Origin of the sequence: Corallococcus macrosporus (genome assembly GCF_017302985.1) — a bacterium.
Lineage (GTDB): Bacteria > Myxococcota > Myxococcia > Myxococcales > Myxococcaceae > Corallococcus > Corallococcus macrosporus_A.
The window spans coordinates 1401494-1417765 of record NZ_JAFIMU010000007.1 but is presented as its reverse complement, the minus strand read 5'-3'; the positions used below and the strand labels follow the sequence as shown (position 1 = coordinate 1417765).

13 protein-coding genes are annotated in these 16272 nt (G+C 66.3%); 1 reads left to right on the top strand and 12 read right to left on the bottom strand.

Going from position 1 to position 16272, the window contains the following annotated elements:
* The first annotated feature begins 9 nt into the window (after nt 1-9).
* Nucleotides 10-903 (top strand): MerR family transcriptional regulator, encoded by an 894-nt coding sequence (locus JYK02_RS18035; RefSeq protein ID WP_207052640.1) that lies wholly within the window; start codon nt 10-12, stop codon nt 901-903.
* Nucleotides 904-909: 6 nt separating this feature from the next.
* Here JYK02_RS18035 and JYK02_RS18030 read toward each other — a convergent pair whose 3' ends face one another.
* The 12 genes from JYK02_RS18030 to JYK02_RS17975 all read right to left on the bottom strand — a co-directional run bounded on the left by JYK02_RS18030 (nt 910) and on the right by JYK02_RS17975 (nt 16210).
* Nucleotides 910-1287: a DUF2019 domain-containing protein gene (locus JYK02_RS18030; RefSeq protein WP_207052638.1), complete on the bottom strand. Its 378-nt coding sequence runs from the start codon at nt 1285-1287 to the stop codon at nt 910-912.
* An 81-nt stretch (nt 1288-1368) separates the two neighbouring features.
* Nucleotides 1369-4503, bottom strand: a complete 3135-nt coding sequence (locus tag JYK02_RS18025; RefSeq protein ID WP_207052637.1) for a type I restriction endonuclease — start codon at nt 4501-4503, stop codon at nt 1369-1371.
* A complete protein-coding gene (locus tag JYK02_RS18020) occupies nt 4500-5846 on the bottom strand; it encodes a restriction endonuclease subunit S (protein ID WP_207052635.1) in 1347 nt (448 codons plus the stop codon). The genes JYK02_RS18025 and JYK02_RS18020 overlap by 4 nt, the downstream gene beginning before the upstream one ends.
* A complete protein-coding gene (locus JYK02_RS18015; RefSeq protein ID WP_207052633.1) occupies nt 5843-7585 on the bottom strand; it encodes a type I restriction-modification system subunit M in 1743 nt (580 codons plus the stop codon). Before JYK02_RS18015 ends, JYK02_RS18020 begins: the two co-directional genes overlap by 4 nt.
* 151 nt (nt 7586-7736) lie before the next feature.
* Nucleotides 7737-8318 (bottom strand): imm11 family protein, encoded by a 582-nt coding sequence (locus JYK02_RS18010; RefSeq protein WP_207052631.1) that lies wholly within the window; start codon nt 8316-8318, stop codon nt 7737-7739.
* A 1-nt stretch (nt 8319) separates the two neighbouring features.
* The gene (locus JYK02_RS18005; RefSeq protein ID WP_207055177.1) at nt 8320-9567 is read right to left on the bottom strand and encodes an AHH domain-containing protein; all 1248 of its coding nucleotides are present in this window, start codon (nt 9565-9567) and stop codon (nt 8320-8322) included.
* 148 nt (nt 9568-9715) lie between these two features.
* Nucleotides 9716-10189 carry a hypothetical protein gene (locus JYK02_RS18000; protein WP_207052629.1) on the bottom strand — a complete coding sequence of 158 codons (474 nt, stop codon included), beginning with the start codon at nt 10187-10189 and terminating at the stop codon, nt 9716-9718.
* A 229-nt stretch (nt 10190-10418) separates the two neighbouring features.
* Nucleotides 10419-10991 (bottom strand): imm11 family protein, encoded by a 573-nt coding sequence (locus JYK02_RS17995; RefSeq protein ID WP_207052627.1) that lies wholly within the window; start codon nt 10989-10991, stop codon nt 10419-10421.
* 9 nt (nt 10992-11000) lie between these two features.
* On the bottom strand, nt 11001-12239 hold the full coding sequence (locus tag JYK02_RS17990; protein WP_207052625.1) for an AHH domain-containing protein: 1239 nt from the start codon (nt 12237-12239) through the stop codon (nt 11001-11003).
* A gap of 79 nt (nt 12240-12318) precedes the next feature.
* Nucleotides 12319-13746 (bottom strand): DUF2252 family protein, encoded by a 1428-nt coding sequence (locus JYK02_RS17985; protein WP_207052623.1) that lies wholly within the window; start codon nt 13744-13746, stop codon nt 12319-12321.
* A 171-nt stretch (nt 13747-13917) separates the two neighbouring features.
* Entirely contained in the window at nt 13918-14793 is an 876-nt protein-coding gene (locus JYK02_RS17980; RefSeq protein ID WP_207052621.1) for an alpha/beta fold hydrolase, read from the bottom strand.
* Between the two features lie 67 nt (nt 14794-14860).
* Nucleotides 14861-16210 (bottom strand): cytochrome P450, encoded by a 1350-nt coding sequence (locus JYK02_RS17975; protein WP_207052619.1) that lies wholly within the window; start codon nt 16208-16210, stop codon nt 14861-14863.
* Nucleotides 16211-16272: the final 62 nt, after the last annotated feature.

Below are 16272 nucleotides of genomic sequence, written 5' to 3'. Positions count from 1 at the left end.
AAGCACACCATGGCTGAGCGCACCTATCGCATCCACATCGCCGCGGAGCTGTCGGGGGTCCGCGTGGAGCTCATCCGCGCCTGGGAGCGCCGTTACGGGGTGCTCGTCCCCGAGCGCACCCCGGCGGGCTACCGCGTCTACACCGACCGCGACGTGGCGCTCCTCAAGCGGCTCAAGGCGCTGACGGACGAGGGCGTGGCCATCAGCGAGGCCGCGAAGCTCCTGCCCCAGCTGCGCGCGGAGCTGGACGTGCCGGCTTCCGGAGGAACGGAGGAGCGGCTCGGGGCACAGCCGGAGGCCTGGCGCGCGGCGGTGATGGCCGCGGCCGAGGCGTATGATCAGTCCCGCGTCTCCCGCATCCTGGACGAGGTGCTGACCGCGCTGCCGCCCTTGAAAGCCTTCGAGGACGTGCTGGTGCCGGTGCAGCGCGAGGTGGGCGAGCGCTGGCACGCGGGAACCCTGACGGTGGCGCAGGAGCACCTGGTGACGCAGGTGGTGCGCGAGCGGCTGGTGAGCCTGCTGCACGGGGCGCCCCGGGGAGGCCGCAGGCACGCGGTGCTGGCGTGCTTCCCGGAGGAGGAGCACGAGATTGGCCTCCTGGGAGCGGCGCTGCGGTTGCGGTACGCGGGCCTGCGCGTGACGCTGCTGGGGCAGCGCGTGCCGGCGGAGGGGCTGGGGGAGACGGTGGCCCGGGCAAAGCCAGACGTGGTGGGCCTGTCCGCGGTGACGAACCGGGGCGCCACGGTCTTCGAGGACGTGCTCACGCGCCTGCGGGACGCGCTGCCGGAGGGACTGCCGCTCTGGGTGGGAGGTCCCGCCGCCCAGGCGCACGCGGACATCTGCGAACGCCTGGGGGTGAAGCTCTTCACCCACGAGGAGGACTGGACGCAACTGGCGGGCTGAGCGGTTCTACTCGTCCAGCAGCGGAAGCGTTCCGTTCTTCCACGCATCAAGGGTCATTGCCGCACTCACACTCAGCAGTGTCGGCGGCGGCTCCGCCAGCAGGGCAAGCGCACGTTCTGCCTCGCCGGGTGCGAAGCCCAGGGCAGCCGTCGCGGCCCAATACCGCGTTCCTGGCTCCGGATCGGTCAGCAATCCCCGGAGGCCCTTCTCCGCATCGGGCCAACGGGTCCGCAGCTCCTTCCTGACGGCTGCCGCGAGAAGGTAGTTCTTGTTCGCAGCCCGGGTGTCGCGCGCATTCAGCAAGCGTCCATGCCTGGCTGAAACCTCGCGGAAACGCGCAATCAACTCCTCTGTCCCCAGCACCTTGAGGTCACGTGCTCTCATGGGATGGCTCCGAAATCCTTGGCGGCACCAGCCATGGAAGCCGCATCAGGAGCTCCAATCGCATTCCCTGACCATGCGAACCTACCGCTGAGGATTCTCTCCAACCGTGCGCACCTTGGATCGCAGGGCCTCCCACAGCATCGCGTGGTTGAGCAGGATGTCCTTGATGCCATTGCGGACGCTCTCGGAGTCCAGCGCCTGTTTGCTCATCAGCGCATGCGCGTCGAGCGCGTCGATGATGGCACTCATGATCTCTTCCCGGAGATCTGGCGAGTTCGCGAACTGCTCCTTGGTGTTGTTCGCGGCCTGCTGGGCCAGCGTGGTGGACTCCAGCAATTTTCCCAGCAAGACACTGTTCACGTAGACGAGCTTGTCCTGGTCCGAAAGCTCTCCTTCGAACAGCGTGTTCACCTTTTCAATGATCTCCTGGAGCCTTGCACGCTCCTTCTCCTGCACGCTGCCTCCGCCCGCCTCCGTCGCGGGGAAGAGCGTCGGCTTCTCTCCCACGGAGAGCGGAAGCGGGACCTTGGCATGCTCCCTGAGCGTGTAGTGCGTGAGCTTCACCTTCGACAGGTCGATGTCCTCGCGCTCGCGTCCAAACTCAAGCAGCGGGAGCAGGCGTTTGTAGAAAATGGCCCGCTTCTCGATGGCGGTGCTGCCGTAGTCGAAAATCTGGGAGAGGAACGTGTAGAGCCGGAGGTAGGCCCCCATGTCCGACTTGAAGAGGGCGAGGGCATCCAGCTCAGCCTTCGCGTCCTTCCGGGCCTTCGAGTCAGCGCGTTCGTTGGCGGCTCTGAGTGCCTCTTGCGCGGCCTTGAAGCGCTTCATGAGCCGGTCCACGACCGGCTCGATGGCCTTCACGAGGTCACTCTGCCTCGCCCTGGGGTTGAGCTCTGCTTCCACCACACGCTCGACCTCGAAGTCGTCGTAATGGCCCGCACCGTCAAGCTTGGCGCGCAGGTTGAACACCACGTTCGGGTCGGTCGTGGCCGACAGCTCCGCGGTCGTGTAGTACGTCTTGAACGCGGTGAGGATGTCCGCCGCGTCATTGACGAAGTCCACGATGTAGGTCGTGTCCTTGCCCGGATGCGCGCGGTTCAGCCGCGACAGCGTCTGGACCGCCTGGATGCCCGCCAACCGCTTGTCCACGTACATGCCGCAGAGCAGGGGCTGGTCGAAGCCGGTCTGGAACTTGTTCGCGACGAGCAGCACCTGGTACTCGCCGCCCTTAAATGCCTCCCGGATGTCGCGTCCCTTCAGGTGGGGGTTCAGCGCCTTGCTGTTCTCTGTGAACGGCTCCGGTCCGGACTTCCCGTCCACGACCTCGCCGGAGAACGCCACGAGCGTCCCCATCTTATAGCCGTGCTCCTGGATGTACTTCTCGATGGCGAGCTGCCAGCGCACGGCCTCCACCCGGCTGGCGACGACGACCATCGCCTTGGCCTGTCCAGCCAGCAGCGGGGCGACGTGCGCTCGGTAGTGCTCCACCACGACCCGTACCTTCTGCTCGATGTTGTAGGGATGGAGCCGGACCCAGCCCATGATCCGCTTCAGCGCGGCGCTCTTCTCCACCTCCTTCTCGTCCACCTCCTTGCCTTCATGGGCGAGCTTGAAGGCCAGGCTGTACGGCGTGTAGTTCTTCAGCACGTCGAGGATGAACTTCTCCTCGATGGCCTGCCGCATGGAATAGACGTGGAAGGGCACCGGGATGTTGTCGGGCGCGGGCTTGCGCGACGGATCCGGCCGGGTGCCGAAGATCTCCATCGTCTTGCTCTTCGGCGTGGCCGTGAACGCAACGAACGTGATGCCGGCGTCACTGGCGCGTGACTCCATCTGCGCCGTGAGGAGGTCCTCGCTGCTCACCTCGCCACCGTCGTTGAGCTCCGCCAGCTCCGCAGGGGAGAGGACGGACTTGAGCTTGGAGGCGGTCTCACCGGTCTGTGAGCTGTGGGCCTCGTCGGCGATGACGGCGAAGCGCTTGCCTTGCGTCGCAGCCAGCCGCCGCACTTCCTCGATGGCGAAGGGGAACGTCTGGACGGTGCAGACGACGATCTTCTTCTTGCCGGAGAGCGCCTCGGCGAGCTTGCCGCTCTTGCTCCCGTCCTTGTTCGTGATGGTGGCCACGACGCCGGTCGTGCGCTCGAAACCGAAGATGGCCTCCTGGAGCTGGGTGTCGATGACGTTGCGGTCGGAGACGACCAGCACCGTGTCGAAAACCTTCTGGTGCTGGGCGTCGTGCAGCTCGGCCAGGAAGTGCGCCGTCCAGGCAATGGAGTTCGTCTTCCCCGAACCGGCTGAGTGCTGCACAAGGTACTTCGTGCCGGGGCCATCCGCGAGCACTGCGGCCTGGAGCTTCCGGGTAACGTCCAGCTGGTGGTAACGGGGGAAGAGGAGCCGGGTGATCTGCTTCTTCGGGTCGCGCTGGGCAATGAGGTAGCGCCCCAGGATTTCGAGCCAGCTCTCGCGCGCCCAGACCTGCTCCCACAGGTACGCGGTGCGGTGGCCGCCGGAAGGATTCACGGGGTTGCCCGCGCCGCCGTCGTCGCCCTGGTTGAAGGGAAGGAAGCCGGTCGCCGGCCCTTCAAGGCGCGTCACCATGTGGACTTCGCGGTTGCTCACAGCGAAGTGCACCAGCGCACCGCTCGGGAAGGAGAGCAGCGGTTCAGGGGATTGGCCCTTGGGATGCGGCAGTCGGTCGAAACGGTACTGGTCGATGGCGTCCGTGACGCTTTGGGTGAAGTCGGTCTTCAGCTCGGCCGTCGCGACAGGCACTCCATTGAGGAAGAGCACCAAGTCGATGCTGTTCTCGTTGTGGACGGAGTAGCGCACTTGCCGCACCACGCGCAGCCGGTTGGCTTCGTAGCGCGCGAAGATGTCGGGGTTGATGGCGAGCGCGGGCTTGAACTCGGCGAGCTTGAGCGGCTGCTTGAGGCCCAGCAATTCGATGCCGTGGCGCAGGACATCGAGCGTGCCACGCTGATTAAGCTGGTCGCGCAGGCGGTTGAGCAGCGTCTCTTCGGCCTTGCTGCCGTGGTTCTTCGTCAGCGTCTCCCAGGCCTTGGGTTGGGTGGCCTGGACCCAGGTGAGGACATCGGGCGGGAAGAGCGCGCGGGAACGGTCGTAGGCTGATGCGTCTTTGTCTGAGTAGAGCCAACCTTGAGAGGCGAGGTGGGCGCAGATCTCGGACTCGAAGCTGATTTCCTTGTGGAGGCTCACGCCGCGGCCCTTCCGGCGATGGCACGGACGTCGATCTGGCCGGTGACAGCGGCGGAGATCAGGGCGGTGCGGCGCTCTTGGAGGAGTTCGATGGCGCGCTGGGCCTCCGCAGTGAGGGCGTCGAACTTTGCGGTCGTCGCATCTAGGAAAGCTGCGATGCGGATTTGGTCGGCAGCGGGTGGCACTGGAATAATGAGTTCCGCAGCGGTGCTGATGTTGAAGTGCTGTTGGATCGCGCCGCCAGAGCCGACCGCGAACTGGCCCAACGCCGAGTCAGAGCCGAAGTACCAGCACAGAAATCGTTCGGAACCGATAATTGGCTTCCGGATCACAATAAGGTCGATGCAGTTGCAGCCGTCAAGTTCCAGTGGAATCACAGCCGCCGCCCCAGGTTGGCCCGTTCGAACGGCGACAATATCGCCTGCTCTCAGTCTCGACTTCGAATGGATTTTATGACCCGTATGGGTGATGAAAACCATGTTGTCCAACGAGATTTCCCCAGCCCGGACATTGAGTGAGCGAAGTGCCGGAACGCCCTCGTCAACGTATAGCTTTGAAGGCTCAACCACGATGCCCACCGTCAATTCGGGACTGACATGCTTTAGCTTTTTGACCTCCCAATGCGCTGGCACCTCGCCCAGCCACTCGACGCCCGAGGGTTTCATGGGAGCGTCGGGGTTCAACCCCTTGGTGACGGCGTGGGAGATGACGGCTCCGCGCTTTTCCTTCAGTAGCTCGATCAATCGTTCCTGCTCGGCCACCAACTCATCGATCTTCGTGGTTTCGCAATCAAGGAACGCTGTGATGGCGCTTTGCTCAGAGAGAGTTGGAAGCGCGATAACGGTATTCGTAAGATACTCGGACTCAAGACTCTCGACAGTGGCCCCCTGTTTTGCCCATGCATTCAGAAGGCTGTCGTTAAGGCCCTGTACCCAGCGAAGAAAGTAGCTTGAAATGCAGAAATCCGTGAGGAAGGAAATCGCTTTGACATCTTGGTTCAGTGCCACTGGCACATCGTTGATGGCGACGGGAATCGTATGCTTCAAGATTCCCGACCGCACCACCATGAGGACCTGCTGGGGCGGGATGAGCGTGGCTGTACTATTGGCCAAGCCGTCCATGGTGATGGCCTCCTCAGTCTCAGTGATGCGCTCGGATTTCATATCCTTTGGGGAAACCCAAGGAGTATTGCCGTTCCAATAGTCAGGGCGCTCTCGACTCGGTGTCCCCCCTCCCACGAATGATGCGATGTGCTTGAGCTTTCGAAGCTCCCAGTGCGTCGGCACTTCCCCCAACCACTCGACACCGCTGTCCTTGTACTTTGGGTAGCGAGGGAAACTCATTTCGACAGCCCACCAATCATCGTGACGATACGGTCGGTAACACCCTTCAACTCAGCATCAATCTCCGCGAGCGGACGCGGCGGCTTGAAGATGTAGAAGTGCCGGTTGAAGGGAATCTCGTAGCCCACCTTCGTCTTCTCGTGATCGATCCAAGCGTCCGGCGCATGGGGGATCACCTCGCGTTGGAAGTACGTAGCGACATCCTCGGACAGCGGGACGTTCTCCGTGTCGCGCAGGTTCGCGTCCGCCACGGGCTTGCCCTTGCCCTTGCCCTTCGTCCCCAGCACCGGGCGGCCCTGCGCGTCACGCTCGGGACGCTCGACCGCGATGGTGCGGTAGCCGAAGTCCTCGTTCTTGAAGATGCGGCTGATGGGCACCCCCGCCCGCGTCACCTTCCTGAAGGCGCCGAAGATTTGCGTGATGTCCGTGATGTGCTCAGGGCTCAATTCCTTGCGCTTGCTGCCGAGGCTCTTGCGCATCTTCTGGAAGAAGCTGCTCGCGTCGATGAGTTGCACCTTGCCCTTGCGCTGGGCAGGCTTCCGGTTGCTTACGATCCACACATAGGTGCTGATGCCCGTGTTGTAGAACATGTCCGTGGGCAGGCCGATGATGGCCTCCACCAAGTCGTTCTCCAGCATGTAGCGGCGGATTTCGCTCTCACCCGACCCCGCCCCACCCGTGAAGAGCGGCGAGCCGTTGAGGACGATGCCGAAGCGGCTTCCGCCGTCCTTCTCCGGCCGCATCTTCGACACCAGGTGCAGGAGGAACAGCAGCGAGCCGTCACTCACACGCGGCAGGCCCGGGCCGAAGCGGCCATTGAAGCCCTGCTGTTCGGCCTCCTTGCGGACCTCCTTCTCGATCTTCTTCCACTCCACGCCGAACGGCGGGTTCGACAGCATGTAGTCGAAGTGCTTCCCGGGGTGGCCGTCCGCGGAGAGCGTGTTGCCGAAGACGATGTTGGCGACGTCCTGCCCCTTGATGAGCATGTCCGCCTTGCAGATGGCGTACGACTCGGGGTTCAGCTCCTGTCCGTACATGACCAGACGGGCACCTGGATTCAGCTCGGCCAGGTGCTCACCAGCCACACTCAACATGCCACCCGTGCCGGCCGTCGGGTCGTACAGGTGGCGCACAATGCCCGGCTTCACGAGTGCGTCGTCGTCCTCGATGAAGAGGAGGTTGACCATGAGCCGGATGACCTCGCGGGGCGTAAAGTGCTCTCCGGCGGTCTCGTTCGACAGTTCGGCGAATTTGCGGATCAGCTCCTCGAACACCGAGCCCATCTTCTCGTTGTTCACGACGTCGGGGTGCAGGTCGATGTTCGCGAACTTCTCCGTCACCAGGTACAGCAGCCCGGTCTTCGCAAGCCTGTCGATCTGCGTGTGGAACTCGAAGCGCTCGAAGATGTCCCGCACCGACGGTGAGAACTCCTGCACGTAGGCGCGCAGGTTCTCGGCGATGTTGTGCTGGTCGCCCATGAGCTTCTTCAGGTCGAGCGGCGACGTGTTGAAGAAGTGCTGGCCGGACTTCTTGAGCAGGAAGGGCTCGGGGTTGAGCTTCGCCTTCTCGCGGGCCACCTTCTCCGCGAGGACCGCGGGCTTCGTCGCTTCGAGCACACAGTCGAGGCGCCGCAGCACCGTGAACGGGAGGATGACCTTCCCGTATTCAGACTGCTTGTAGTCACCGCGCAGCAGGTCCGCGACCGACCAGATGAAGGAGGAGAGGTTCGGCTCACTCATGAAGGCATTCTTTCGAGCACCCGGAGCGAAGGGGGGAGCGGGTTGCGGATGCCGCTCCGGGGCAATGCCGGTCATGGTAGCAGCGGCCGTTCAGGGACGGCCATCTCCAAGAGAGGCGCGTCAAGCCCCCAGGCCGTGGAGCACTCCTCACTCAGGGTGCGCGCAGCCCCGTCACGCGTTCGAATGACACTCCCAGGTTCCCCACCGCTTCGAGGGCGCTCTTGAGCTCTTCGGAGACGATGAACGCGGTCTTGAACTTCAGGGGCCGAAAGACCTGCGCGCCCTCCGTCTTCGTCGGGTCGATCCGCAGGCCGTAGATCCAGCGGTACTCCCCTTCGTATTCAGGGAATGAGCCTGGGGCATAGTGATGCACCTCCCGGCATCGTGCCTCGTCAATGCAATCAATCACACGGGTCGCATTGACGACGAAGTACGACTCGGCTTCTCCCTCGATCGACACCGGAAATAGTTGAACATCGCCTGGCGCGATGGACTTGAAGGCGTTCGCGACGGCTTCGCTGACGATGGGGGCCTGCTCTATCCCAGAGAACACGAATGCGCGCTGTCTACCCGCATGTGAAATCTGGGCTCTCATGTGCCCAGGGTCTGGAAGCACGCGACCGTCCGCGAACATCCAGGGCTCATCGAACGCACCACCGCCTGCGGGTGCAGGCGTCATGACCACCCACTGCGGTACGTCAGCGATACCCAGCCAGTAGAAGTGACGCTCCACCTCAGCCCTCCACCTTCACGATGAGACTCCTCAACGAAGAGCCCGGCGTTAGAAGTTCGTTGGCGATCCTTGCGAGTTCCTCCATCAAACTGGCCCGGCAGGTCTCCGTCGTCCTACATCGTGCAACGGCACGTTCAAGACGAACCATAACCGCGTTGTGATACTGCTCCGGGTGTGGTCCTTCATGACCATTGAGATGCACCTTGTTGGAAGCGTCTTCGAGGGTCATGCCGGCCTTCTTGAAGACATCTTCGCATCTCGGCGTCCAAGGACCGCCTGTGACAGTCGAGATGAGGTTCTTGTTCGTGCAGATGTGGTGAACCGGCCCCTCGGTGTCACCTGGAATCTGGCCGTTCGAGTACATCGCGAGCGCCGCGGCGGCACCCGGTGCGAGCGCCACGTTGAGCACGCCTGCGGCGGGCAGCGAGATGGACGTCACGCCGCCGCTCATGGCGGCCCCGAGCTGGAAACCCGCCTCCGCTTCAGCTCGGAGCGCGGCCTGGGGGAAGCCCGGGAGCTTCGGACCCTGGGCCGCCATCGCGTTCTTGCCGCCGAGCGACGCCGTGACGAGCAGCACGAGGACGCGCGTTCCGTTCGCGCCGAGCACCCTTCCGAAGCGGTGCCCGATGTCCTGCAATTCAATGACACTCGTCGCCGTCCCCGCTTCGTCCCAGAGCCGCACGAAGCCCCGGCCCATCTCCCAGACCGGCACGATGCCCAGGTAGGCCACCGTCGCCGCCGTCAGCGCCACGGCGATGGCCTTGGTGACAGGCTCGGGCAGCGTCATCGTGAGCAGCAGGCTCAGCGCGGCCGACGTCACCATGGCCTTGAGCGCCGCCGGGTTCAGCAGCTTGCCCACCTCGGCCCCGACGCCCTCCCACACGCTGTCGAGCGCGAAGGACAGCGCCATGAGCGTCCGGTCCTTGCGCGAAAGCGTCAGCCCCGTGCCTCCCACCAGGGACAGACCGTCGTCCGCGATGCCCCCCGAGGAGGCGAGCAGCGTCCTGGAGCGCACCCAGCCTCGCGCATCCGCTGCTTCCGTCTCACGGAGCGCAACGTCCATGCGCAGGTCCAGGATGAGCTGCGTGAGCGCGGACGTGAATGCGTCCTCGTCCACCTGGACCGGGGCCATCTCCACCGCATCGTGGACGATGCGCTGACCGTTCCCGGTCTCGAGATGGACCACAACACGGGAGGTCGAACACCCTGCCATGAGTAGCAGCAGGGGAACGGCTACAAACCATCTCATGGCTTCCCCGAGGTTTGCCTTCCGGGAACTCAGGAGGCGCGGCATCCTGACCTCGGGGAATCACAACTGCAACGGACCCCTGATGCTGCTCAGGCCTTCACCCACGACGAGGACTGGACGCAACTGGCGGGCTGAGCACCCGCATGCGTCACTGGCAGAGCGGCGGCAGCGAGCGGGCCAGGCCCACCGCCGAGTCCACCTGTCCGAGTGCCACGGTGAAAGCCTGCTGCGCGGCACCGGGGTTTCCCGCGAGCAGCAGGCTGGTGGCGTCGCGCAGGTTGCTGACGCCGGAGGTCACGGTGGCGAGCGGAGCGCGGAGGTCCGTCGTCAGGGCGGAGGGCGCCAGCATGGCCACCGCCGCTTCAGCCTGGGCGACCGCCAGGAGCGCGGAGGTGTTCTGCTGGGTGGCCGCGAGGATGGTGAACAGGTTCAGCGAAGCGAGGGCATTGCGGGTGGTGTCCGCCGCGGTGCGCGCCGCGTTCACAGCGGTGGTGACGGCCGTGACGGCCACGGCTTCGGTGGAGTCCGCGTTCACGCACTGCGCGGACTGCGCGGAAGCGGGCACGACGTAGAGGGCCACGGTCAGCACGGCGGCGGACAGCCAGTTCGTACGGGTCGTCATGGGTGGGGGTGCGCGTGATGGTGGACACCGTCCCTCCCTCCGAGACACCAGGACGGGTTCCACCGGCCCGCGCGGGCGGGTGGGGGTTGAGGGCGTTGTGAAGAGTTACAACCAGAGGGTAGGGAATAACTGGGCCCGACCCTCGCGTCCGTCAATCAATGACAGACTTCAGGACGAGTGGCTGTACACCAGGAACGCCCGATTTCTCAGAGCGCGAGCGCCCCGCTCCCTACGGCCCCGTCACGCGCTCGAAAGACACTCCCAGGTTGCCCACCGCTTCGAGGGCGGCCTTGATCTCCTCGGAGACGATGAACGCGGTTTTGAACTTCATGGGCCGCAGGACCTGCGCGCCCTCCGTCTTCGAAGGGTCGATCCGCAGGCCATCGATCCAGCGGTACTCCCCCGCATATTCAGGGAACGAGCCCTCGGGATGGTGCTGCACTTCCAGGCATCGCACCTCGTCGATGCAATCCACCACTCGGTTCGCATTGACGACGAAGTACGGCTCGGCTTCTCCCTCGATGGACACCGGGAACAGCTGTACATCCGCTGGAGCGAAGGTCCTGAACACGTTCGCGACGGCTGCGCTGACGATGGGTGAGCGTTCAACTCCTGCGAACACGAAAGCGCGTTTCTGCCCTGGATTCCTGACCCGCGCCTTGATGCCACCAGGGTCTGGAAGAAGGCGGCCCTCCCCGAACATCCACGGCTCATCGAAGGATCCACCGGACGCTGGCGTGGGCGTCGTGATGTACCACTGAGGCACATCCGCGATGTTCACCCAATAGAAGTTCCGTTCCACGCTGCCCTCCTATCTCACGATGTAGCCACGCAATTTCGAGCCCGGTGTCAGCAATTCGTTCGCGATGGTGGCGAGCTCATTCAGCAGCTTCGCACGACAGGTTTCCGTGGTTCGGCAAGTCCTCACGGCCTCCTGTAGACGGTTCACAACCTGGCTGTGATAGCGCTCAGGATGAGGCCCCTCGTGCCCCTTGAGCCGCACCTTGTTTGCAGCGTCCTCGAGGGTCATGCCGGCCTTCTCGAAGATTTCCTCACACGCCGGTGTCCAGGGACCGCCTGTCGCGGCGGAGACAGGGTTCTTGTTCGTGCAGATGTGGTGAACGGGCCCCTCGGTGTCACCTGGAATCTGGCCGTTCGAGTACATCGCGAGCGTCGCGGCGGCACCCGGTGCGAGCGCCACGTTGAGCACGCCTGCGGCGGGCAGCGAGATGGACGTCACGCCGCCGCTCATGGCGGCCCCGAGCTGGAAACCCGCCTCCGCTTCAGCTCGGAGCGCGGCCTGGGGGAAGCCCGGGAGCTTCGGACCCTGGGCCGCCATCGCGTTCTTGCCGCCGAGCGACGCCGTGACGAGCAGCACCAGGACGCGCGTGCCGTTCGCGCCGAGCACCCTTCCGAAGCGGTGCCCGATGTCCTGCAATTCAATGACACTCGTCGCCGTCCCCGCTTCGTCCCAGAGCCGCACGAAGCCCCGGCCCATCTCCCAGACCGGCACGATGCCCAGGTAGGCCACCGTCGCCGCCGTCAGCGCCACGGCGATGGCCTTGGTGACAGGCTCGGGCAGCGTCATCGTGAGCAGCAGGCTCAGCGCGGCCGACGTCACCATGGCCTTGAGCGCCGCCGGGTTCAGCAGCTTGCCCACCTCGGCCCCGACGCCCTCCCACACGCTGTCGAGCGCGAAGGACAGCGCCATGAGCGTCCGGTCCTTGCGCGAAAGCGTCAGCCCCGTGCCTCCCACCAGGGACAGGCCGTCGTCCGCGATGCCCCCCGAGGAGGCGAGCAGCGTCCTGGAGCGCACCCAGCCTCGCGCATCCGCTGCTTCCGTCTCACGGAACGCAACGTCCATGCGCAGGTCCAGGATGAGCTGCGTGAGGGCGGACGTGAATGCGTCCTCGTCCACCTGGACCGGGGCCACGTCCACCGCATCGTGGACGACCCGTTGCCCGTTCCCGGTCTCGAGCTGGACCACGACACGGGAGGTCGCACATCCTGCCATGAGCAGCAGCAGGGAAACGGCTACACCCAAGCGCATGGAGTTCCCGAAGGTGCCTCCCGGAGAGTCGGGAGGCCCGGCATCCTGGCCTCGGGGCACGGCGACTTCAACGGACCGTTCAGTGCGTCAGCGCTTCCAGTGCCTTCGCCTGCGCGTCGATGAAGTTCCCGTAGTCGGACTCCACCTGGTCCGCGTAGGCGCAGGCGAACTCCGCGATGGCTTCATCGAAGTGGTCGTTGCTGCCCAGGTATCCCGCGATGAGCGCGGCATCCCCTGTCCTTGCGTGGGCCCTCGCCAGCGTCGCGCCACACGCGTCCGCGTAGTCCTGGAACACCGGCGCGTCCATCTTCTCCGCGTCCAGGGACCCCTTCATGTCGCGCAGCTGGCGCACGTAGAAGGCGCCCATGCCCTCCACCTCCGTCCAGCCGAGGAACAGGTCGGAGAAGGCCTGCATGCGCCGCTGGCCCACCACCACGCGCTCGCCGGCGCTGCGGAACTCGCTGGGGCCCAGGTAGGGCTCCAGGACGGACGCCTTCGCTTCCTTCAGCTGCAACACCAGCGGGTCCTCCCCGCCGTTGCCTTCACACAGCACGACGTAGGCCTGGAGCCCCACGCTCCCCACGCCCACGACCTTGAAGCCCCACTCCTTGCGCTGGTAGCGCAGGCACAGGTCGCGCACCGCGCCGTCCAGGGACGCCAGGTAGCCCACCGTGAGCCGCTTGATGCGCCGCTCCAGCTCCGACGGCGACACGTCCATCTTCACCGCCGTGAGCGGGAAGAGCAGGGGCGGCTGGTAGGCCAGGTGGCGCTGGCCGTTGCGCTCCACGGTGAGCTTCTCCACCGCGTGCGCGCTGGTGTGGCGCCTGGCCTTCTCCACCGCCTCCGCGGCCAGCTTCGCGGTGTCCTCGGAGTCCGAGCGCCTCAGCTCCTTCGCGTCCACGTGCAGCGACCAGACCTCCAGCAGGCTCTTCGTGGTCAGCTCGCGCATCGTGAGCCGGTAGGACTCCACGGCCTTTCGCGCGGCCTTCCTCCCGCAGCGGGCGCCCAGGCCGTTCTGCTTCGCCGCCATGACGAAGCTCGCGGCCAGGCGCTTCACGTCCCACTCGAAGGGGCCGGGCAGCGTCTCGTCGAAGTCGTTCAGGTCGAAGACGAGGTTGCGCTCGGGCGTGCCGAACAGGCCGAAGTTGGCCAGGTGCGCGTCGCCGCAGATCTGGGTGCGCAGGCCGCTGTGCGGCGTGTGCGCCAGGTCGCGCGCCATGACGAAGGGTGTGCCGCGCAGGAAGGCGAAGGGGGACTCCGACATGCGCTCATGGCGCACGGGCACCAGCCACGGCAGCCGCGTGGCGTCGGACTCCTTGAGCTGCGCGAGCGGGTCGCGTCCCCGGAAGGCCTTCCACGTGGCGTGGCTGCTCCGGGGACAGCGCTTGCGCAGGGCGCGTCCGGCGTCCATGCGCTCCTCCACGGAGCGGAAGTCCACGGCCTGGAGCCGCGAGGGCTTCAGCTTCCGGGGCGCGCGCCGCGTGCGCTGCTGCTTCTGGGTGGACACGAGGGGAACCTTCGCGGCTCCCAACTCCGATGTGCCTTCCGCATCCATGGGGTGTGTGACTCCTCACCTCCAAAGGTGGATCCGCGTCCCGCGAACCGGAAGCCGGACGCTCCGTAAAGTCGCTCGTCCCAGGAGTCAGGGCCAGTTGCAGTGTTCACCCGCGAGCGCCCTTCACTCCGCGGCGGCCAGCAGGTCGCGGAGGATGTCCCGTGCGCGCGTCCACAGCAGCGAGCCGCCTTCGTCCGGCAGGAAGTGGCGGACCGCGCGAGGGAAGCGCGTGGCGAGCAGCGCGCCTCCATCCGGCGAATGCACCGGGCTGGTGTCGAGCGCCCCGTACCAGAGCCGCACGGGCACGGTGATGGCTTCGGGAGGGAAGGGCCACGGGCCCATCGCCAGGGTCAGGTCGCGCGCGTAGCCGCTGGCGCCTTGCGCGAAGCCCTCGCGCAGCGCTTGGCGATACGCCGCTTCGAAGGCGGGCTCGCGGTAGCGCGCGCGATCCTCCGGCCCGCTCATGCCGTCGACCAGCGCCCACATGCCGTCCGCGTCCGCGCGCGCCGCGAAGCCGGCCTCGAAGCCCGCGCGATCCGCCTCGATGGCGGAAACCATCCCCGCGACCTGCGGCGGCAACAGGGCCCGGGTGGCGGGATGGGCCAGCTCGTCCTGTCCCGCCACGAGCGCCATCGCGGACACGCGCCCCGCTCCCGCGAGGGCCACCGCGAACGGCGCACCCTGGGAGAACCCCACCACGGGAGGCCGCGACACGCCCGTGGCCTCCAGCACCGCCACGACGTCCGCCGTCCAGCGGGAGAAGTCCTTGTCGGGGTCCGGCTGGGACAGGCCCAGCCCCGCCCGGTCCACGCAGAGCAGCCGCACTCCCAGCTCGCGCACCGCCTCCGCGCCAAAGCCCAGCGAGCTGCTCGTCGCCGCGCCGGTGCAGAAGAGGACTGGCACGCCGTCAGGCGCGCCCCATTCCGTCCAGCCCACCCGCCGTCCGTGCTCCCGCTCCAGGTGGTGACTGCGCTCCGGTGCCGTCAATGCAAGCGTCATGGGCGCAAGCCTGGGCAATGCCAGACAGGGCGTCCAGCGGATTCCCGCGACGCGAGGACCCTTCCGGCTACACCTTCCTTGGCGTGAGCGGAACGCCGCCCTTCGGGCGCAGCGTGATGGCGGGGAGGACCTCTGGCGCGGGCCCTGGCTCCGCGTCGAAGTGGAAGCGCTGGAGCACCGTGGCCAGCACCAGTCGGATCACCATCAACGCCGAGCCCGCGCCGATGCAGAGCCTGGACCCTCCTCCGAACGGGCAGTAGGCGAAGCGCGGGAGGCGCCGCTCCAGGCCATCCGCCCAGCGCTCGGGACGGAAGGCCTCCGGCTCCGGGAAGTGGTGAGCGTCCCGGTGCAGCGCCCACTGCGACCACGCGACCACCGTGCCGGCGGGGACGTGGACGCCGTCCATCCGGTCGTCCTCCTCCGCCACCCGGCTCATTCCCCACGCGGGCGGATACAGCCGCAGCGACTCCTTCACCACCTGCTCGCAGTACGGCAGCGACGGCAGGTCCGCCACCGTGGGCTCGCGGCCTCCCAGCACCGTGGCCAGCTCGCGCCGCAGCGTGGCCTCCGCCTCCGGATGACGCGCCAGCAACCACAGGCTGAGCGTCAGCGCGACGGCCGTTGTCTCATGCCCGGCGATCATCAATGTCAGACATTCGTCGCGCAGCTGCGCGTCCGTCAGGGGTTCGCCGTCTCCGGCCTGCGCCTCCAGCAGCAGCCCCAGCAGGTCGTCTCCAGTGCCTCCCTGCCTCCTCCGTCGCTCCACCACGTCGTCCACGACGGCGTGCAGCGCGCGCATCGCGGCCTGGAACCGCCGCTGTCCCGGCGTGGGCAGCCACGCGGGCAGCGGGAGGGGCGTGTCGAAGAGGAACTGGGCGTGCAGCATCACCGCCTCCATGGCCCGTCCCAGCTCTCGCGCCCGCGCGGAGAGGTCCGCGCCGAAGAGCGTCTCCGCCACCACCTCCAGCGTCAGCGCCATCATCTCCGGATACGCGTCGAAGGACGCTCCCTCACGTCGCGACTCGAGCCACGTGTTCGCCGCCTTCACCGCCACGCTCCCGTGCGCGGTCAGCAGTTGCTTGTGGAAGGCCGGCTGCATCATCCGCCGCCGCCGCATCCAGACGTCGCCGTGGCTGGTGAACAACCCCTGTCCCACCACCGCCTCCAGGGCGCGCTTCTGGAAGGCGTCCTTCGGGTAGTTGCGGAAGTTCTTCACCAGCACGTGCTCGATGGCGTCCGACGTGTTGAGCAGGTAGATGGGCGTCCCCACGAAGCGCGTCCGCACCACCGCGCCCGCGCCCGCGTAGCGCAGGAAGAAGCCCAGCGGATCCCTCCGGTACTCCAGCCCCTGGCCCACCCACGGCAGCCCCGAGGGAAGCGCGGGAGGCAGGACCTCGGCGGCGGAAGGGGCGTGCATGCGGCGGCTCCTGGACGGGGTGGAAGAGTGGCGGTGCACGCTACAAACCCAGACACCTGTGA